Here is a 20,108-nt window from a genome sequence, read left to right as displayed (position 1 = left end):
CTGCTGCTATGCCGGTGCGTAGGTGGCGAACCGGTCGATACGGCCGATGGGTTCCGTCGGTTTCCAACTGAGCCCGGGAATATGGGCGTTGACGAGCTCCCCGTTCTCCTTGAGCACGGCCGCCGGTGGATGGTTCATGTGGAAGAGGAGGTCGTCGTACTTGTCGAAGGCGGCGGAGAAGTCCATGCGGTAGACGAAGTCGTTGTCCTCGCCTCCCCAGCCCTCGTAGCGCTCGTCGAACCCCCCGATGCGGTGGAAGGCCGACGACCGGGCCCATACGCAGGCGCCCGGCGGCCGGCGCAGGACGAATCCGCGCATGGCGTGGATGTCGGCCGTCTCTTCTTGGTGCTGTACGCGCTGGCGGATGGCGTGCGAGGTGGCGGGCGCCGTCAGACTCAGCATGTTGCGGTACGTCAAGTGGCCGCCGGTGCCCGGCTGTTGGAAGCGTGCCGCGTTGCGGGCGATGAAGTCGCGGTCGGTGAGGATGTCCGCGTCCAGGACGCAGATCGCCTCCGGGCTGCCCGGCGTGTTCACCACGCCGACGTTGACCGCCCACGACTTGTTGAACTCCCCGGACTTGGGGGCGAAGACGTAATGGTCGACGTAGGGCGTGATGACCTCGCGCCACCGGGGTGTGTCGTCGGACTCCACCACGGTGACCCGGAACCGGGCGCGCGGGAACGACTGGTCGCCCAGCGAGAGGAGACAGGCCAGCAGGTTGCGCAGGCGCGTTCCGCCGGTGTCGCGGTCGCGGAACGGGATGACGACGAGGATCTCGGCGCTCTCGTTGCCCACCGGTTCGGCCAGGGGCTTCAGGGCGCGCAGGTCGGCCACGGAAATATCGTCCGTGCCGTCCCGGTAAAGGGCTCCGAGATGGTGGCCGAGGCGGTTGTCGCACTCGGCGGCCCAGGCCGCCGCGAAGAGTTTCGCCGTAGCGGGATGATCGCGGTCAGCCGCGGCGAGCGCTTTCTGGAACGCGCGATGGCGCCCGGGGTCGGCGGGGGATTCGAGAAGGCCCGTTCCCGCGACGTGGATCTCGGGGTCGTCGTGTTCCTTCACGGCATCGACGACGGCGAGCAGGAGATCGCGCGAATTCTCCCAGAAGAAGATGCAGGACCTGCGCGATTCGGGATCCATGGCGACAACCAGGCTGTCGCAGACGGCGGTTGCCAGCACGTTCTGATCGGAAGGCTGAAGGCCGGACATGCTGAGGGGTTCCTCTCGGTCTCGGTGTCGCTCGGCGAAGAAGCGTGTGGTCATCGGGGCTGGGTCGGCCGGGGCACGGCGAGGAGGGGTCGCGCCGGGCGCGCGGTGATCGCGTACATCAGGCCGGCCGCGGCGAACGACAGCAGCGTCACCGTGCTGAGCGCCGCCCGCAGCCCGACCGCTTCGGCCAGGAAGCCGATGAGCGGCGGGCCCGCCAGGAGCCCCGTCCCGCTGATGCTGGAGACGTACGTGATGGCGGGCCCGGCCCGGCGGCCGCCCACCGTGCCCGCCAGGGAGAACGTCACCGGCATGACGACGGCCAGGCCGATGCCCAGGCCGGTGAATCCGAGCAGTACGAGCACCGGACTGCCGGTCATCAGGGCTAGGCCGAACACGGCGCCGGCCCAGGCCGCCGACTGGATCACCACCCGCGCTCCGCCCCAGCGGGCCACCACGCGATCGCCGGCCAGCCGCCCCGCCGCCATGGTGACGGAGAACAACGCGTAGGCCAGCGAGGCGAATCCGGCGCTCCGGCCCAGGTCGTCGTGCAGGTAGAGCGCGCCCCAGTCGGCGGTCGCTCCTTCGGCCGCCATGCCGCAGAACCCGGCGAGGGCCAGCAGGGACAGCGAGAGGCGCCGGCCCTCGGGAATCCTGATCCAGAACCGGTCGCGCTCCCGATCCGCCGCGACGTCGAGAGAAGCGGGCAGGAGTCGGCGGGCCGCCCACAGCGCGGCGGCCCCCAACACCACGGAGACCAGGGCGAAATGATGCCAGGGGCGCGTGTGGTGCGCGGCGAAAAGCCCGCCGGACAGCGCACCGGCGAGCGCACCGGCGCTGAAGGACGCGTGCAGCGACGACAGGACGGGGCGTCCGAGCTGCCTCTCGATGGCCACTCCGTGCGCATTCATCGCGACGTCGACCATGCCGAGGGCCACCCCGAATCCGACCAGTGCGAGCCCGAGTTCGAGCGGCTCGCGGGCGAAAGCGGGAGGCAGCAGCGCAAGACAACTGAGCGTAATTCCCCATCGGGTCACCGGGCCGCTGCCCGTACGGGCCACGAGCTGACCGGACACCGGTTTCGAAAGCAGCGCGCCCAACGCTATGCCCAGCAGAGAAAGCCCGAGTGCGCCCGTTCCGCTGCCTACCTGTTCTTTGACCGCGGGGATTCGAGATGCCCAACTGCCGAACAATGCGCCATTGATGAAGAAGACGCCGGTCAATCCGGCGCGGGCCGACCGGATCTGCTGAGCGGCCACGGAATGGGTGGAACGAGGTGGCATGGCATGCTCTCCAACGGGTCTGCCAGCGCGCCGGGTTGATTTCCTCGACGATTCTTACGCGCGCCACATCACGGAAGCCAGTTCCACGGCGGGATGGTTCCTGCACTGCAGCAAGCTGAAGGAGAGCGAGGTGCAGAGGGGGCCTATGCTGCCAACGGTGAGCCATTCGAAAACTCTGCCGGAGTGCATCGTATTCTCGCGGGAGTCGAATCATCCATGGATACGTCTCAGTCCATCGCAACGTTCGAGCCGGCGGGAACGGCTCCCTTTCGCACCGTCGTGGCGCGGGCGAGAGCGAAAGGCGAATTGATCGTTCAGCCACGCATGGGAACCGCGAACCCCAGGACGATGCGCCAATTCCTGGACAAGGTGCGCGACCTTCCGATTCGTGCCGTCGGCACCATCACCCTGGACAGTTACACCCGGGTCGGCGACCACCGAGCGGCCCGCCAGGCCCTCGACGAAGAGGAGAACCTCAACGGATATCCGATCGTCGCGCACGGCGCGCAGATCACCCGCGCCCTGGTCGAGGGCCTGGGCGGCGACTTCGCCGTGCAGGTGCGGCACGGCTCGGCGCTGCCGCTCGACATCTTCCGGGCCCTGCTCGACTCCGGCCTGGACGCGACCGAGGGCGGCCCCGTCTCGTACTGCCTGCCCTACGGCCGCACCCCGCTGGCCCGCTCCGTGCAGGAGTGGGCGCGCTGCTGCGAGCTGCTCGCCGAGCGGTCGCCGAGCGCCCACCTGGAGAGCTTCGGCGGCTGCATGCTCGGCCAACTGTGCCCGCCGGCCCTGCTCGTGGCCCTGTCCGTCCTGGAAGGTGCCTTCTTCGCCCAGCACGGAATCCGAGACCTCTCACTGAGCTACACCCAGCAGACCGACTTCCAGCAGGACGCGGCCGCGCTCGCGGCGCTGCGCCGGCTCGCCGGGGAGTACCTGGGCGGCACCGACTGGCACCTCGTCCTCTACACGTACATGGGCGTCTACCCCCGCACCCCGCACGGCGCCCGCGAACTCCTGCGTCACAGCGCGACGTTGGCCGCCCGAAGCGGCGTCGAGCGCCTCATCGTCAAGACCGAGGCCGAGGGTCACCGGATCCCCACCGTGGACGACAACCTGCGGGCCCTGGTGACGGCGGCCGAAGCGGCCGCCGACGAGAACCGGCGTCCGGCACCCCACGTCGCAGCCGCCGACGACGGGGTGTACGACGAGGCCCGCACCCTGATCGACGCGGTCCTCGAACTGGACGGCGACATCGGCCGGGCCCTCGTCACGGCCTTCGCCCGCGGCTACCTGGACGTGCCGTACTGCCTGCACGCCGACAACGCGCAGCGGGCCCGCAGCTTCATCGACGGGGACGGCCGCCTGCAGTGGTCCTCCACCGGCGCCATGCCCCTGCGGCCGGCGAAGGCCGGGCGCGGCGCCCTCGACGCGGACGGCTTCCTGCGAATGCTCTCGCACGTCCAGTACACCTTCGACCGCGCCGACCAGCTGCACCCCCAATAGCGACCCGTCCTGAACACCAAGGAGAGTCCCTTGAACACAGCTGTATCCACAGCCACCCCCTACACCATCGCCGTCGTGGGCACCGGCCCACGTGGCATCTCCGTACTCGAACGTCTCGCCGTCCACCTCATGCGGGACACCGCCGACCGCCGACCGGTCCGGATCTACGCCATCGACGCCGTCGAGGTGGGAGCGGGCCGCATCTGGCGGACCGACCAGGACGACTGGTTCACGATGAACACGGTGATCGGACAGGTCACCATGTTCTCCGGCGACCCCGACGGCGGCGTCGCGCGCCCCGGCGCCGGCCCCTCCCTGGGCCAGTGGCTCGCCGACCAGCACCCCGCACCGGACGGCCAAGTGACCGTGGACGAGGACGACTTCGCCTCCCGGCGCGACTACGGGCGCTACCTCCGTTACGTCTACCGCACCATCACCGACGAACTGCCTTCCCATGTACGGATGATTCCGTTGGTCGCCGGTGTCACCTCGATCCGTCCCGGCCGCGCTGGGGACTACGTCCTCACCCTGGACGGGGACCGGGAACTGCCCGTGCACAAGGTCGTGCTGGCCACCGGGCATCCCAGGAACGACCCGGAACCCTTCGACCAGGAGATGCTCGACTTCGCCGACGCGCACCCCGAGGTCAGCTATCTGCGCGGCGACTCGGCGGCCGACCTGGACCTCGATGTGGTGCGGCCCGGATCGACGGTGGCGGTCCGGGGGCTCGGGCTCTCCTTCTACGACGTGCTCCTGTCCCTGACCGTCGGCCGGGGCGGCAGCTTCTGTGGCGATGGCGACGGGCGGCTGCGCTATCTGCCCAGCGGGCGCGAACCGCGCATCGTCGCCGGGTCACGCAGCGGACTGCCGATCCCGCCGCGCGGCCGCAACCAGAAGGCCCCGAACCATGTGCACGAGTCGCTCTTCCTGACCAAGGAACGGCTCACCGCGATCCGGGCGCGCCGGGAGGCCGAGTCGGGCAGCGGCCTCCTCGACTTCAACGAGGACATCCTGCCGCTCGTCCTCGACGAGATCAGGCACGTGTACTACACCACCCGGGTGCGGGCGACCTCCGGCGAAGCCGCGGCCCTGGACTTCGGGCGCCGCTACACGACGGCTCTGCGCACCGGCCACGGCGAGGCCGCCCTGCTGTCGATCGCCGGGCTCGACGACCTTTTGCCGCTCGACCTGTGGGCGCTGGCGAGGCCGTTCGCCAAGGAGCACTTCGACACGCGGGACGCCTGGCGCGAGCGGCTCCTGGAGGTCATGCGCGCCGACCTCGACGAGGCCGAACTGGGCACGCTGGACGGCCCGTTGAAGGCAGCCCTCGACACCCTGCGTGACCTGCGCGGGGTGCTCCGCTGGGCGATCGACTACGGAGGGCTGCGGCCGCACTCCCACCGGGACGACTTCCTGAACGACTACGTGCCCGTCAACGCCCTGCTGTCGGCGGGCCCGCCCATGGCCCGCGCGCAACAGCTCATGGCCCTCATGGCGGCGGGCACCGTCGAAGTCGCCGGTCCCGCGACGGAGTTCACCACCGATGCGGAGGCGGGATGCTTCGTGGTGCGCTCGCCCCAGGTGGCCGGGTCGGCCGTCCACGCCGAGGTGCTGATCGACGCGCGCATCCCGCGGCCGAGCCTGCACAGCGACGTCTCCCCGCTGACGCGGCAACTGCTCGCGGACGGGCTGATCCGCGAGTTCGTCAACGTCGACCCGGCGTCCGGCACTTCCTTCCCCACCGGCGGCCTGGACATCGCCGAGGGCACCTTCCGGGCCCTGGACGGCGAGGGCCGGGTCCACCCCGGGCTCTACGCCCTCGGCGTCCCCACCGAGCACGTGCGCTGGTTCACCCAGATCGGCAACAGCCGCCCGGGCCTGGCCACCGACTTCACCAAGGTCGGTGAGGCCGTCGCGCGCGACGTCATGGCCCAGCGCGCCGAGGTGATGGCGCAGGCCGAGGCGACGACGGCCGCCCGCGCGGAGAGCCGGCACGAGGCCGTCCTGGCCGGCCGCAAGGTCCCCTCGCTCGGCTAGTGCCCGCCGCCCCACGACCGACGACCCGAAAGGTTTTGACCCCTCATGACCGAAAAGGAATCAGCAGCCACCAAGGCGTTCAGGGAGGCCCGTGACGTCCTGCTGCACCACCACGACGACCTGGACGCCGCGCGCCGGGCCTTTCGATGGCCTCGCCCCGAGCGGTTCAACTGGGCACTCGACTGGTTCGACGTCATAGCCCGCGACAACCACCGCCCGGCCCTGCTCATCGCGGAGGCCTCCGGCGCCGCGCACGACACCACGTACTCCTTCGACGCCATGGCCCGCCGGTCCGACCAAGTGGCGTCCTGGCTACGGGTGTTGGGGGTGCGCCGCAAGGATCCGATCCTGCTGCTGCTCGACAACCGGGTGGAGCTGTGGGAGGTCCTGCTCGCGGCCATCAAACTCGGCGCGGTCGTCGTGCCGACCTACACGACCGCCACGCCCGCCGACCTGACCGACCGCGTCCGGCGCGCCGGCATCCGGCACGTCGTGGCCGACTCCGCGCTCACCGACCGCTTCGCGTCGGTGCCGGGGGAGTGGACCCGGATCGCGGTGGGGGAGCGGAGCCCCGGCTGGATCGGCTACGACGAATCCCTGGGCGGCGCACGGGAGTTCAGCCAGGACGGCTGGTCCATGGCGGACGACCCGCTGTTCTGCTACTTCACCTCGGGTACCACCTCACGACCCAAGATGGTGGCGCACACCCACCTCAGCTACCCGGTCGGCCACCTGTCCGGGATGTACTGGAACGGGGTGCGGCCCGGTGACGTCCACCTGAACGTGTCGGCGCCCGGCTGGGCCAAGCACGCCTGGAGTTCGTTCTTCGTCCCGTGGAACGCGGAGGCCACCGTCGTCGCCTCGTCGGACCCACGGCCCGGACCCGGCGCGGTGTTCGACATGCTGCGCACCCGGGGCGTGACGACCCTGTGCGCGCCGCCCACCGTGTGGCGGGGCATGGTGCGCGACGGCCTGGGGGAGCGGCCCCCGCAGCTCAGAGAGGCCGCCGCCGTCGGCGAGCCGCTGGAGCCGGCGCTCGGCGAGGCCGTTCGCGAGGCGTGGGACATGCCGGTGCGGGACGGCTTCGGGCAGACGGAGACCACCGCCCAGATCGGCAGCCCGCCGGGCCGGACCCCGGCGCCAGGCCGGGTGGGCTGGGCGCTGCCGGGCTACGACCTGGTGCTCATCGACCAGCAGACGGGCAAAGAGGTGCCCGACGGCGTCCCCGGCGAACTGTGCGTCAGCCTCGCCCCGCGCCCCGCCGGAATGATGACGGGCTACGCGGGCGACGACGACCGTACTGCCAAGGCGTTCGCGGGCGGCGTCTACCACACGGGCGATCTGATGGTGCGTCACGAGGGCGGCTCGTACGGCTATGTGAGCCGCGCCGACGACATGTTCAAGTCCTTCGACCACCGCATCTCACCGCTGGAGCTCGAACGCTCCCTCCTTGGAAGCGAGTTGGTGGCCGAGGCGGCGGTGATCGCGGTCCCGCACCCGGTCGGGCTGTGGGAGCCCAAGGCCTTCGTCGTCCCCGCCCGGGGGCAGGCGCCGGACGCTTCGACGGCGGCCGGGATCCACCGTTTCCAGGCCGGTGAGCTGCCGCGCGAGAAGTGGGTGAAGGTCGTGGAGTTCATCGACCGGCTGCCCGTGACCGCCTCCGGCAAGATCCGCCGAGCGGCGCTGCGCGAGCGCCCGCAGGCCGAGGAGATGGTCCACCGGCTGGCGCCGGTCGAGGCGGAAGGAGCCCTTCATGGGAACCCGGGCTGAGCCGACGGACGCCCTGCTGTGCCTGTGCGCGCACATCACCGAGGGCGAGGTGCTCACCGCGGTCGACGGCGGTGCGCACGACGTCTCGTCCGTACGTGACATGACGGAGGCGAGCAGCGGATGCGGTGACTGCACCGTCGACATAGAGGACCTGATAGCCGAGCGGACCGGCGGTGACCACGGCGCCTGACGCGCGTGAACGTCTCCTTGGGGGTGCCGGGCGGTTTCCGCCTGGGCACCCCTTCGGCGTGCGCGCTGCCCGTCCCACCGGGCCGGGTCAGTAGAGGCTGGAGAAGAGCACGGCCACGAACCGGGCCGGCTCGTCGGTGTCGTTGCGGAAGCTGTGCGGATAGCCGGCCGACCACTGCGCACAGTCGCCCGCCCGCAGTTCGTGGTCGCTGCCGTTGTACCGGGCGATCACGGTGCCCTCCGTCATCACGATGAGATCGGAACCCTCGTGCTGCAGCTCCTCCAGGAGACCCGAGTGCGGCTCGAAGTCGGCGGTGAGGACCTGGTACCCGAGCTCGGGCACGCGCAGCACGCGATAACGCACACCCGGGGCCCGGTCGAACGACTCCTGGTCCTTCGCGGGAAAGACGGAGGGGATGGAGCGTCCCCGTGAGAACCCCAGGAACGATCCCACGTCGTGCCCGAAGACCTTGGCCAGGCGGCCGAGCCGCTCCAGGGCGATGTCGGTCTCGCCACGCTCCAGCGCGGCGAGGAACGACACCGAAAGGCCGCACTCGGCCGCGACCTGACGCAAGGACATGTCCTTGTGGGTACGGAGGCGGCGGAGCACCTCGCCCGGGCGCGGGAAGCCCAGCTCGGGGTCGCGGGCTGCCTGGTCGGGGGCGGGTTCCGACGGCGGGGGATTGCTCATGGGTGCATCCTAGAGAAGCGTCAGGCTCTGACCAGCGTGGAGCAGGGGGCAGCGTCCTCGGCCGGGCCGAGCAGGCCGGACCGGGTGACGAGGACGCCGAGTTGAAAACGGCTCTGTGCGCCGAGCTCCTGGTAGATCTTGGCGATGTGGTTGCGGCAGGTGCGCACGCTGACCCCGATGCGCCGCGCGATCATCGCGTCGGTCTGTCCCTCCGCGAGGAGCACGATGATGGTCCGGCGCATGCCGGTGAGCAGCTCGCCGGCCTGGGCCGCGCGGATCTGGCCGTCGAAGGGCATCGCCGCCATCCACGTCTGCTCGAACACCTCCGTCGTGAAGTGCACGATGCCGGGCTGGGAGACGGCCACGGCGCTCTGCCCGTCGTCGCCGGGAATCAGCGCGGTTTCCCGGTCGAAGACCACCATCTGGGAGAGGGGACCGCTCGACGTGCGCGCCTCGCCACCTCCGTCCACGGCGCGCGCCACGCCTCTGCGGGTCGCCGTGTCGTAGCGGGCGGTGTGCTGATGGATCGTCCGTACCTTGACGCCGCGTTCAAGGAGCGAGGCGAGGGGCTCCGTCATTTCGAGGAGGGTGCTGTCGGCCCGCCAGCCGTCACCGGGTTGGGCGAGGAGGATCTCGTGGCGGCACCTCATGGCGGACGTCATGAGCCAGTCGCGGATGGCGTTCACGCCTGTCACGGGTTGGCAGCCGTCGGAGGCGTCCGCGCTGCGCACGGCCCGTTCGTGGACCCGGTGGAAGCCCGCGAGTTCGTCGCGGATCTGCTCCGAGCGGCGCTCCATGCGCTCGATCTGCTGTTGCAGCGGAGCGAGCCGGCGCAGGGCCGCGGCCTTCGGCGCGACGGGCAGGAAGATGTCGGAAGTGCCGGACGACGGCTGCAACAGCCGTGCGTTGACCAGCAGATGGAGGGCGCGGGAGGCGCGGGCGGTGTCCCAGCCGAGTGTCTCGGCGGCCTGGGCCACGCTCAGCGCCTGCACGCTGACCGCGAGCTGGTAGAGCTCTTCCTGATCTTGCGCTTCGGCTAACTGGTGCGCTGGCTGTGGATCAAGGTCTGCGTTCATCGGTCCCCCATGTCGTGTTCCCGGCAGTGAGGTGCTCGGGGCGGCGGCCTGGCGCGGAGCGCACAAGGCACGTCGTCGACCCATGTGCAAAATACCGTACGAACGTGCTGGATGCAACGAAAAAAATAGAGCTCTCTATGCTTTGCCCGTCGGCGTGCAGCTTGATGCAGGAAGGGCCCCGACGGCGTGCGACGGACAGTATCTTGCATTAGCGTGCTTTTTAAAGCACAGACGCTCCGCCCCGGCGAACCGAACCGACGGCGGGCCGCGGAGCGTCACAGAGCGCCGGGAGATGCCATGCGCGTGAACCTGACCGCGACGTCGGACGGGACCCGATTACTGCCCCAAGCCGCGAGCGCCGCCCCAGCCGAAAAGGGCGCACGGGGCGGCCGCGATCTGGTCGCCCGGGTGGCCCTGGTGGTGGTGTGGAGCTCCGGCTTCATCTCCGGAAAGTTCGGCCTGCGCCACTCGTCCCCCTACACCTTCGCCGGGCTGCGCTTCGCGCTGGCGGGCGGTGTGCTCCTCGCACTCGGGCTGATTTTCCGTCAGAAATGGCCCAGGGGAAGGCAGTTGGGCCATCTGGTGGTGGCCGGCATGCTCGTCCAGGGAGTGCAGTTCTCCAGCATCTACGTCGGCATGGACCGCGGGGTGCCCTCCGGTCTCGCCGCGCTGGTCATCGCGCTGTACCCGCTGGTCGCCTCGCTCATCGCCGTACCCGTGCTCCATGAACGGGTCACCCGTGGGCAGTACTTCGGGCTGTGCCTCGGTCTCGGCGGGGTCGTCCTCGCCGTCTCCGAGAGCCTCACCCTCGGCGGCGATCACCTGGTCGGCATCGCCTTCCTCGTCCTCGGTCTGCTCGGCATCTCGCTCGGGACCGTCTACCAGCGGCGCTTCTGCGCGGGCATGGAGCCCGTGATGGGCAACGCGGTCCAACTGCTCGCCGCGGCCCTGGCAGCGCTGGTGCCGGCGTTCCTCGTGGAAGGGTTCGACGTCACCTTCACCGCCGGGTACTGGCCGGCCCTGCTGTGGGCGGCCCTCGTGAACTCCATCGTCGGCGTGGGGCTGCTCTACGGCCTGCTCCAGCGCCACGGGACGAGCCAGGTGAGCAGCCTCTTCTATCTGGTGCCGATGGTCACCGCCGGCCTGGCCGCGCTCATGCTCGGGCAGCACCTCGGCCCGCTCACGCTCGGCGGCCTCGTGCTCGCCACCGCCGGCACACTGCTCGCCAACCGGGTACGCGGATGAGCCGGTGGTCCCCCGGCGAACGGGGGCGCCACCGGCTCGGAACGCGGATGTGTCAGCTGTGCGCGACCGTCAGCGCGGACGGCGCGAGGGACCGCGCGTACTCGCGGAAGTCCTCGATCGAGCAACCGTCCTCGAAGACCGCGGTGAAGCCCGCCGCGAGCAGCCCGGGCCCGTACGTACCGGCGGCGCCGCCCTCGGTGCCGAGCTTGCCGCCGATCACCACGGGCAGCGACTCCAGGCCGGGTTCGGCTCGGATGCGCGTGATGAGGCGGTGCCCGTCGAGGGCGCCGTGGCCGTTCACGCTGCTGATGACGACGAGATGGGGCAGGAAGCGACGGCATTCCTCGACTATCAGCTCGTCGGGCGTGCAAGCGCCTATGTTCCGCACCTCGTGCCCGATCTCCTCCAGCAGGAGCTGAAGGTAGACCAGGTTCCAGGTGTGCGAGTCCGAAGAAATACTGGATACGAGTACGCGGCATTCAGAACCGTTTGCCAGTTGGGGCATCGGAGCGACTCCCTCAGATTTTGTCTTCCGGGCGGCACGAGCATAGGGGACTGCCCATGACCCACTGCGACCTCAGCTTGTTGCAGTGCAGGTAAGTGCCCTTGGTCCGGCGGGCTGCGACCCGACAGAATCGATGGGCAGGAACGCAATGGGATCTCAATCAGCAAGCGCTTCCGGAGACTTGGTCCGGCGGCCTTCCCGAAATCGTAGGGAGCGATATCGAGATGAGCTCTACAGAAATTCCTTCCGGCCCGCAGCCCTTTTCCCTCGACGAGCGGGGCATGCGTCCGGTGGAGGTCCACTGCCACGGCTTCGGGGACGTGGACTTCTCCGACTTCACCCGCGTCGACCTCGACCGCCTGGACATGTGGTGCGCCGGCGAGGGCGTCCTCGCCCTGCCGACGATGTATCTGCACCGGGACCGGCTCACCGAGTTCGAGGCGTTCATGCGCCGCTACGCCGCCAAGCGCGCCGACGGGCTGCTCCCGCACATACCCGGCGTGGCGCTCGAAGGCCCGCTGCTCTCGCACCGCGGCGGAACGCCCCAGTCCACGGTGTGGGCGCCCAGCCGCGCGGAGTGGGAGCGGCTCGCCGCGCTCGGCGACCACGGCCTCGTCTACACCGTCGTATCGCCGGACGCCTTCTCGCCGGAGTCGGTGCTCCAGGACGAACCGCACCTGAAGGACAGCGGGTTCGACTGGATCGTGCCGACCCTCCTTGCCCACGGGGTCAGGCCGGCACTCGGCCACTTCACCCGCGACGACCCGGCTCGCAGCGCCGCCACGGTGGACGCCATCGTGGAGACCGCCTACGCCTCGGAGTGGAAGGGCAACGGCGTACGGGTCACCACCGACCACCTCTTCAACGACATGCCGCTCAACATCCGGCACGCCTTCCGCACCGAGCGCGCCCGGGCCCAGCGCGACGAGGTCATCGCGTCGTACGACGTGCCCAACTGGACGCTCGACAACATCAGCGAGGTCGCGGGCCCGGTACCCGGCGCCATCATCAAGCAGGCCGTCAACGGCCGGATCGCCGCCTGCATCAACTTCGACGGCGAACACGTGGACCTGGCCCTGGCCACCCGGGCTGTCCAGCTGATGGGCCCGCGGAACGCCATGATCATGACGGACCGGTGCGACTCCGCACGGCTCGGCGGGCGGGCACTGCACCACACCGGCGACAACCGGCTGTGGTACGAGGAGAACGGCGTGGTCGCCGCCGGTTCGCACCCGCTGGTCGCGCACATCGAGAATGCCAAGGCCAACGGCCTGAGCGACGACGACATTTCCTTCCTCGTGGCCCGCACCGCACACCGCACATTCGGAATTCCCGCGGTGGAACACGCGGTCGCCGCCGTCTGACACCCATCGGCTCGACAACGGTGCGGTGCGGCCGACCCTCACCGGCCGCACCCACCCCTGGCCCGCGGCGCCGGAATCCGTCAAGGAGAACCCAGTGAAAACACCACCAGGCCGGAACATCATTGCCCTGGAATGGCTGCAATTCGGCCTGAACCGGCTCGCCGCCGCGGCGGCCGAAGAAGGCATGACCGTCCATCTCCTGTGCGGTGACCGGTCGGAATACACCCATGAATTCGCCGCGGGCCACCCGGAGAATCTCGTCGTCCACGACGTCGACACGCACGACACCGCCGCCGTCGAGGCCGAGGTCCGTGCCATCGGTGATGTGGCGGGCCTGCTCAGCACCACCGACACCTGGAGCCTGATCGCCCTCGCCGTCCGCGAGCGCCTGGGCCTGCCGGGCCAGGACCCCGCGAGTGTACGGCTGGTCCGCGACAAGGCCCAGTTGCGCAGGCGGCTGTACGAACACGGCCTTTCCCGCGCCGACGGATCTCCGCTGTCCCCGGCGGACGACGCCGCCACCCTGGCCGCAGACCTCGGACTGCCCCTGGTGGTCAAGGACAGTGCGGGCACCGGCAGCGAGCACGTGTGGCTCGCCCGCACCGAAGCCGAACTCGCCGCCGTACTCGACGAGGTGCGGCGCAGCGACCTGCGCGGCCGGGCGATCGCCGAACCCTACTTCCGCGGGCCGCTGTTCAGCGTCGAGACGCTCACCTGGCAGGGCCGCACCCGCGTCATCGGGGTCAGCAGCCGCATCCTGTCCGCGCCCCCGGTCTTCCGCGAGGAGGCGCTCGCCTTCCCCGTCGCGCTGCCGCCGGCCGTGGCCCGGGACGTCGACCACTGGATCGAGCAGGTCCTCAAGGCCGTGGGCTACACGGAAGGCTTCGCCCACACCGAATTCATCATGACGGACACCGGGTTCGAGCTCGTGGAGATCAACCCCAGGCTCGGCGGCGCACTGATCGGCGAGGAGATCTCCCGGGCGCTCGACATCAACGTGTACGCCGCCTTCGTCGATCTCGTACGGCGCCGCCGCCCGGCCCTCATGGACCTTCCGCTGACGGTACGTCAGGGAGCGGCACACGCCCGGATCTACGCCCCGCACACGGGGACTTTCCAGGGGTGCGAGGGCGAGGAGACGCTGGCCGGTCACCCGGGCGGTCCCGCTCTGTACCCGGCGCTGCCCGTGGGAGCCGACGTCCGCACCACCGCGCACCAGGACGGCTGCGTCGCCGTGCTGCTCGCCACCGGCGCGACCGCCGAACTCGCTCTGCAGAACGTGCTGTCGGCCTCCGGCGAACTGCGCGTACGGATGGACCGGAGGACAGCGGAAGGAGAAGGCCGTGCCTGATCGCGCACCTCACCTGCTCGTCCTCAGCGGCTGGGCCGGAGTCGTGGAGAGCGCCCTGGAGCTCGGGTTCGACGTCAGCTTCATCGGGAACACCGCCGACTTCGGCCCGCGCGACCTCGACGTCCTCGCACGGTGCCGTCATGTCCGGGCGATACCCGCCGAGCAGACGGTCGCCTGTCTGCAGGCCGCCCGCCTCATGCACGCCGAGCAGCCGTTCCACGCGGCGGTCTCCTTCGGAGAGTTCGGCCTGGAGAGCGCCGCCGTGATCGCGGACGCGCTCGGCATCAAGGGCCTGTCGCTCGCCTCCGTGGCCGCCACTCGCTACAAGGACCGGATGCGCGAGATCCTCGCCGACCACCCCCGGCTGGCGCTCGGCTGGGCCCGGGTGGAGAACGCGGAAGGCCTCGCGAAGTTCCACGCCCGCCACGGCCTTCCGCTGATCGTCAAGCCCGTCGCCGGCGCGGGCAGCGTCGGCGTACGGCAGATCCTCAGCCAGGCCGAGCTGCAGGACGTACTGAACGACGCGGACATGTGGCAGCAAGGCGGCTATCTGGCCGAGGAGTTGATCGCCGGTGACGAGCTCTACAGCGTCGAGACGGTGACGCTGGGCGGCCGGCACGCCGTCGCCGGGATCTCGCTGTGCCGACTGGCCGGGCACCCGAACCTCGCGATCACCGAGATCTCCGTGCCGCCGCCCGCCCCCTACGACCGGCACATCCAGAACATCAGCGACACCGTCGTCTCCTTCCTCGACGCCATCGGGCACACCTGGGGGCTCACCCACACCGAGGTGAAGATCGCTTCCGACGGCCGGCCGGTGATCATCGAGTCGCAGACCCGCATCGGCGGGCACCGCATCTTCCGCATGGTCGAGCACGCGACCGGCGTCGACGAGATCGCCACCGTGCTGCGCAGCCTCCTGCCCGGTGGCGAGCAGGTGACCTCGCCGCATCTGCCCCCGACCCACGCGATCGGGATGGTGCTCTCGCTGATCCCGCCCCGCAAACCGATCCTGCGCGCTGCCGACCCCGAACTCCTGCGAGACATCAAGGGAGTTGACGACTTCGAGATCAACGTGCGGCCCGGCGAAGTGCCGCTGCCCGTCGCCGACAACGCCAAGCGGCCGGGCCTGATCTGGCTGTGCGTGCCGGACAGCGCGGCCGCCGAGCGCACGAAGGAAGAGATCGCCCGGACGTACTGGATCGAATTCGAGGACGGCGATGTCTGGCATCCGTCGTTCTGAGCTGTGGGCGGGCCTTGCCGCGCTGCCCGCGAACCTCCGGTTCCTGCTCGCCACGTCGTTCTTCATGCCGCTGGCCAGCTTCATGGTGCTGCCCTACCTGGCGATCCTGCTGCACGACCGGCTCGGCATGGCCATGGGCACGGTCGGCCTGCTGCTCGGAGCGACGTCGTTCCTCAGTTTCTCCGGCTGCCTGGCCGGCGGGCTGATCGCCGAGCGGATCGGCCTCAAGACGGCCATGGTGGTCGGGCTGGCCATCCGCACCTGCGGGTTCGGGCTCTTCATGGCGGGCCTGAGCACGGCACGGCTCGCGGTCGTCGCCGTGATCCTCGCCGCCTGCGGCGACGCGCTCTACTCCCCGGCCAACAAGGCGTACCTCGTCGGGGAGGTCTCCGACGAGCACCGGCCGGTGCTGCTCTCGGTGAACAACTCCGCCCTGAACACCGGGATGGCGCTCGGCACCATGATCGCCGGTGTCCTTGTCGTACGGCTGCCGTTCCTGGTCTTCGCCGTCGTCACCGTGCTGTTCGCGATCATGACGGTGCTGCACGCGACCCTGCTCCCGGGTCTCACGGCCGGCAGCCGGGCCGGGGACGGCGGGCGAGGGGAGTGGGCGAAGGCGTTCCTCACCCCGCCCGCCCTCGTGGCCCTCGTGAGCGCCTACGTCTACTGGTACTTCCAGAACTACCTGGGGGTCTTCATCACCGCGGGGCATTCGGCGATCGTCTACAGCCTCGCCCTGGTGATCAACAGCGTGCTCGTCATCGTCGGCCAGCCGCTGGCCGCCCGGTGGATCGGCCGGGTGAGCTATCAGCGGGCCGTCGTGGTGGGCCTCCCGGCGCTCACCGTGGGACTGCTCGCCTTCTCGCAGAACGGCCTGGTGGCCATCCTCGTGGGCACGGTCCTGGTCAGTGTGGGCGAGGCCGTCATCTTCCTCAAGAACGACCTGGAGGCGCTCAAGGCCGTCCCGGGCCGGCCCACCCTCGCGGTGGGGAGCCAGCGCATGGCCGTCGGCTTCGGATCCTTCGCCAGCGGCATAGCCGGCGGCCAGCTCTTCGCACACGCCCAGTCCGACGGCGCGGCCGGGAACTTCTGGCTCTACGCCGCCCTTCAGGGCCTCATCGCCACAGCTGTCGTCGCCCTGGTGACCCGGGCCCGGACAGCCCCCCGTCCCGGGGACCTCAAGACGCTTCCCGCCTCCCCGTCCGAGTGGAGTGGATCATGACCAGCCAGACCGTCGGCCTCGCCGAGCCCGAACCGCGCGCCGACGCGGCCCCCCTTCCGCCCCGCCCCCGGGTGACCGGCGAACTGCCGGGACCGCGCAGCGCGGAGCTGCTCGAACGGCAGAGCCGACGCGAGTCCAACGCCCGCACCTACCCCCGTCGGCTGCCCATCGCGATCCGCAGGGCGGCGGGCAGCTACGTCGAGGACCTCGACGGCAACGTCTTCCTCGACTTCCTGAGCGGCGCCGGGGTGCTCCCGCTCGGCCACAACCCGCCCGAGCCGCTGGCCGCCGCGCATCGCCAACTCGACGAACTGGTCCATGGGCTGGACTTCCCGACGCCCGTCAAGGACGAGTTCACCGACCTGACGCTCGGCATGCTGCCCGAGGCGATGCGCGACCGCACGAAGATCCACTTCTGTGGTCCGACCGGCGCCAACGCGGTCGAGGCCGCCCTCAAGCTGTGCAAGACGGCCACCGGACGCGAGGAGATCGTGTCCTTCCAGGGCGGCTTCCACGGCAGCACCCTGGCCACGCTGTCCGTGACCGGACTCGTCGAGCAGAAGGCGCCCATCGCCGGCCGCATGCCGGGCGTCCACTTCTTCCCGTACGCGCACTGCCACCGCTGCCCGCTCGGCATGCGACGGGACTCCTGCGAGGTCAACTGCGCCGGATACCTGGAGCGTTCCCTCACCGACCCCAACGGGGGCATCCCCCTGCCGGCGGCGGTCGTCCTGGAGCTCGTACAGGGCGAGGGCGGCGTCATCCCCGCCGACCGTGAATTCGTGCGGCGGCTAAGGGAGTTGACCCGGAGACTGGACATCCCCCTGATCGTGGACGAGGTCCAGAGCGGCTGCGGGCGCACCGGGACCTGGTTCGCGTTCGAGCAGTACGGCATCACTCCCGACGTCGTCGTCGCCTCCAAGGCCCTCAGCGGCGTCGGCCTGCCGGCCGCGATCATCCTCTACGACGAGAAGCTCGACGTGTGGCGGCCCGGCGCGCACAGCGGCACCTTCCGGGGCAACCAGGCCGCGTTCGCCGCCGGTGTCGCGACCATGAAGGCCGTGCGGCGCGACGGCGTGCTCGCCAACGTCCGAGCCCGCGCGGATCAGCTCGCACCCCACCTGGAAGGCCTGCGCGACCTCACCGCCCAGGTCTCCGACATCCGGGGCCTCGGGCTCATGGTCGGCGTGGAACTCGCCGACCCCGACACGGGCCGCCCCGCCTCGGCCCTCGCCCTGCGCGTCCAGCGCGAGGCGCTGCTGCGCGGCCTGATCGTCGAACTGGGCGGCCGCGACGACGGCGTGGTGCGGCTGCTTCCGCCCCTGAACTGCACCGCCGAGGAGATCGACATCGCCGGACGCATCCTGCGCGACGCCCTCGCGGCGGCACTCGCCGACGAGCCGCCGCACGGAAACAGGTGATGTCGATGGAGCAAGTGATGCGGACAGGGCCGGCCCAGCGGCCCGTCGCCGACCTGCCGGTGACCAGGCTGCGCTGGGCGATCAGCCTCTTCTTCGCCCTGGACGGCTTCGTGTTCGCGGGCTGGGTGGTGCGCATCCCCGCCATCAAGCAGCAGATCGACGCCTCCGCCGGAGCCCTCGGCCTCGCCCTGCTCGGTCTTTCGGCGGGCACCGTCGCCACCATGCTGATGACGGGCCGGCTGTGCCGCCGTTTCGGGGTCACCCGGGTCACGATCGTGACGGCGACGGTCCTGTCCCTCTCCATCATCCTGCCGCCGCTGGCCCGCTCGCCCCTCGAACTCGGCCTGTTCCTGCTGGTGTTCGGGGCCGGCTACGGAGGCCTCAACGTCGCCTTCAACGCGGCGGCGGTGGACCTCGCGGAGACGATCCGGCGCCCGATCCTGCCCTCCTTCCACGCCGCGTACAGCGCGGGCGCCCTGGCCGGCGCGGGCATCGGCGGACTGCTCGCCCCCCACCTCGGCCCGTCCCCGCACATGCTGCTCCTCAGTCTGATCGGACTCGCCGTCACCCTGGGAGCGGGCCGGGTCCTGGTCACGTCCGGGCTGCCCACGGGCGCCGGGACGCGCCCCGGCACGACCGACCCGACACCGCGCGCACCGCTGTCGCCCCGGACCCGTCGGCTGATCGCGGTGTGTGGACTCATCACCCTGTGCACCGCGTTCGGTGAGGGCGCGATGGCCGACTGGGGCTCGCTGCACCTCTCCACCGACCTCGGCACCGGGCCGGGCACGGCGGCCGCCGGATACGCGCTGTTCGCCCTGCTCATGACGGTCTCCCGGATGTCGGGAACCTGGCTGCTCGAACGCCTCGGGGAGTCACCCGTCCTGATAGCGGGCGGGCTGCTCGCCGCCACCGGCATGCTGGTGGCCGCCCTGACGCCCGAGCTGTGGCTGGTGTTCCTCGGGTACGCCCTGACCGGCGTGGGCCTGGCCAACGTCTTCCCGACCGCCGTCGGCCGCGCGGGCGCGCTCGGCGGCCCCCACGGCGTCGTCGTGGCCTCCACGCTGGGACACTCCGGCATCCTCCTGGGCCCGCCCGCCATCGGGTTCCTCGCCGAGGCGTTCGGGCTGCCCCGGGCCATGACCACGATCGCCGCACTCGCCGCGGCGGCGGCCCTGCTCGGGGAGCTGACCCGCCGGGCCCGCAAGACCGCACACCACTCGCCCGCGTGATCAACCGCGGCGCCAGGACCCAAGGAGACCACATGGCCGTCAAGGGCTGCATGTTCGACTTCAACTGCACCCTCTTCCACCTCGAAGACGCCGAGAGCTGGCTCGGCGCCGTCGTGGCGGACTCCGGCCGGGACATCGGCGGGGCCGAAGTGCGGTACTGGGCAGGAAAGTTGACGGACTTCGGGGCGGTGCCCGGCGGACCCGCACCGCGCGACGTGGACCCGGCCCTGCTGCGCCTGTGGCACGAGCGGGACCTCGACGTCGTCCGGCACCGCGCCGCGTACACCGGGCTGCTGCGTGCCGCGGGCCTGCCCTGGCCCGAGCTGATCACCCCCCTCTACGAACGCCACATGACCGCCCCCGCCTGGCAGCCCTACCCGGACGCCCTGGAGGTGCTCGACACCCTGCACCGGCACGGCGTGGCCATCGCGGTGGTGAGCAACATCGGCTGGGACCTGCGGCCGGTGCTGCGCCACCACGGCATGGACCAGTACGTCGACGCGTACGTGCTCTCCTTCGAGCACGGCTTCGACAAACCCGATCCGCGCCTCTTCCAGGCCGCCCACGAACAACTCGGGCTCGCGGGCGCCGACGTCGCCATGGTCGGCGACGACAAGGTGGCCGACGCGGGGGCGGCGGCGCTCGGCTCGCCCGTCCACTTCGTCGCGCCCCTGCCCGTCGCCGACCGGCCCGAAGGCCTCCGCGACGTACTCGCACACCTGCTGTGACGCGCCCGGCGCCGCCCGCCGACCGGGCGAGCGCGGCCCCCCAAG

At 70.7% G+C, this 20,108-nt stretch carries 17 protein-coding genes; 12 read left to right on the top strand and 5 right to left on the bottom strand.

Annotated features, from left to right (window positions below; all coding sequences use genetic code 11):
* Window positions 1–6: 6 nt before the first annotated feature.
* A complete protein-coding gene (locus tag OHA17_RS02910) occupies window positions 7–1,206 on the bottom strand; it encodes a glycosyltransferase (protein WP_406503740.1) in 1,200 nt (399 codons plus the stop codon).
* A 50-nt stretch (window positions 1,207–1,256) separates the two neighbouring features.
* Complete coding sequence (locus OHA17_RS02905; protein ID WP_406503738.1) at window positions 1,257–2,279, bottom strand: MFS transporter; 1,023 nt, start codon at window positions 2,277–2,279, stop codon at window positions 1,257–1,259.
* 423 nt (window positions 2,280–2,702) lie between these two features.
* On the opposite strand from OHA17_RS02905, the gene OHA17_RS02900 reads away from it, so the two are divergent.
* The 4 genes from OHA17_RS02900 to OHA17_RS02885 are packed head-to-tail and all read left to right on the top strand — an operon-like array spanning window position 2,703 to window position 7,986.
* The gene (locus OHA17_RS02900) at window positions 2,703–3,989 is read left to right on the top strand and encodes a methylaspartate mutase (protein WP_406503736.1); all 1,287 of its coding nucleotides are present in this window, start codon (window positions 2,703–2,705) and stop codon (window positions 3,987–3,989) included.
* A gap of 30 nt (window positions 3,990–4,019) precedes the next feature.
* Entirely contained in the window at window positions 4,020–6,026 is a 2,007-nt protein-coding gene (locus OHA17_RS02895; RefSeq protein WP_406503734.1) for an FAD/NAD(P)-binding protein, read from the top strand.
* Between the two features lie 45 nt (window positions 6,027–6,071).
* Complete coding sequence (locus OHA17_RS02890) at window positions 6,072–7,796, top strand: AMP-binding protein (protein ID WP_406503733.1); 1,725 nt, start codon at window positions 6,072–6,074, stop codon at window positions 7,794–7,796.
* Complete coding sequence (locus OHA17_RS02885; protein WP_406503731.1) at window positions 7,780–7,986, top strand: (2Fe-2S)-binding protein; 207 nt, start codon at window positions 7,780–7,782, stop codon at window positions 7,984–7,986. Before OHA17_RS02890 ends, OHA17_RS02885 begins: the two co-directional genes overlap by 17 nt.
* Window positions 7,987–8,073: 87 nt before the next feature.
* On the opposite strand, the gene OHA17_RS02880 is transcribed toward OHA17_RS02885, so the two are convergent.
* On the bottom strand, window positions 8,074–8,676 hold the full coding sequence (locus OHA17_RS02880; RefSeq protein WP_053730176.1) for a helix-turn-helix domain-containing protein: 603 nt from the start codon (window positions 8,674–8,676) through the stop codon (window positions 8,074–8,076).
* 20 nt (window positions 8,677–8,696) lie between these two features.
* Complete coding sequence (locus OHA17_RS02875) at window positions 8,697–9,752, bottom strand: LuxR C-terminal-related transcriptional regulator (protein ID WP_406503728.1); 1,056 nt, start codon at window positions 9,750–9,752, stop codon at window positions 8,697–8,699.
* A gap of 297 nt (window positions 9,753–10,049) precedes the next feature.
* Between OHA17_RS02875 and OHA17_RS02870 the strand changes: the two genes are divergently transcribed.
* Window positions 10,050–10,997, top strand: coding sequence for a DMT family transporter (locus OHA17_RS02870; protein ID WP_406503726.1), 948 nt, complete (start codon window positions 10,050–10,052; stop codon window positions 10,995–10,997).
* Between the two features lie 52 nt (window positions 10,998–11,049).
* Here the strand turns inward: OHA17_RS02870 and OHA17_RS02865 are convergent, their stop codons facing one another.
* The gene (locus OHA17_RS02865; protein ID WP_406503724.1) at window positions 11,050–11,502 is read right to left on the bottom strand and encodes a cobalamin B12-binding domain-containing protein; all 453 of its coding nucleotides are present in this window, start codon (window positions 11,500–11,502) and stop codon (window positions 11,050–11,052) included.
* A gap of 224 nt (window positions 11,503–11,726) precedes the next feature.
* Here OHA17_RS02865 and OHA17_RS02860 point away from each other — a divergent pair, with 224 nt between their 5' ends.
* From OHA17_RS02860 to OHA17_RS02830, 7 genes are all read left to right on the top strand, one after another.
* On the top strand, window positions 11,727–12,866 hold the full coding sequence (locus OHA17_RS02860) for a hypothetical protein (RefSeq protein WP_406503722.1): 1,140 nt from the start codon (window positions 11,727–11,729) through the stop codon (window positions 12,864–12,866).
* 94 nt (window positions 12,867–12,960) lie between these two features.
* Window positions 12,961–14,217: an ATP-grasp domain-containing protein gene (locus OHA17_RS02855; protein ID WP_406503720.1), complete on the top strand. Its 1,257-nt coding sequence runs from the start codon at window positions 12,961–12,963 to the stop codon at window positions 14,215–14,217.
* Window positions 14,210–15,460, top strand: a complete 1,251-nt coding sequence (locus tag OHA17_RS02850) for an ATP-grasp domain-containing protein (protein WP_406503718.1) — start codon at window positions 14,210–14,212, stop codon at window positions 15,458–15,460. Before OHA17_RS02855 ends, OHA17_RS02850 begins: the two co-directional genes overlap by 8 nt.
* On the top strand, window positions 15,438–16,682 hold the full coding sequence (locus OHA17_RS02845) for an MFS transporter (protein ID WP_406503716.1): 1,245 nt from the start codon (window positions 15,438–15,440) through the stop codon (window positions 16,680–16,682). The genes OHA17_RS02850 and OHA17_RS02845 overlap by 23 nt, the downstream gene beginning before the upstream one ends.
* The gene (locus tag OHA17_RS02840; protein ID WP_406503714.1) at window positions 16,679–18,103 is read left to right on the top strand and encodes a diaminobutyrate--2-oxoglutarate transaminase family protein; all 1,425 of its coding nucleotides are present in this window, start codon (window positions 16,679–16,681) and stop codon (window positions 18,101–18,103) included. The genes OHA17_RS02845 and OHA17_RS02840 overlap by 4 nt, the downstream gene beginning before the upstream one ends.
* Window positions 18,104–18,120: 17 nt before the next feature.
* Window positions 18,121–19,335: an MFS transporter gene (locus tag OHA17_RS02835; protein ID WP_406503712.1), complete on the top strand. Its 1,215-nt coding sequence runs from the start codon at window positions 18,121–18,123 to the stop codon at window positions 19,333–19,335.
* A gap of 32 nt (window positions 19,336–19,367) precedes the next feature.
* Complete coding sequence (locus tag OHA17_RS02830; protein ID WP_406503710.1) at window positions 19,368–20,063, top strand: HAD family hydrolase; 696 nt, start codon at window positions 19,368–19,370, stop codon at window positions 20,061–20,063.
* Window positions 20,064–20,108: the final 45 nt, after the last annotated feature.

The sequence above is a fragment of the Streptomyces sp. NBC_00212 genome (assembly GCF_045206365.1).
Lineage (GTDB): Bacteria > Actinomycetota > Actinomycetes > Streptomycetales > Streptomycetaceae > Streptomyces.
This window is presented reverse-complemented; position numbering and strand designations above follow the sequence as displayed.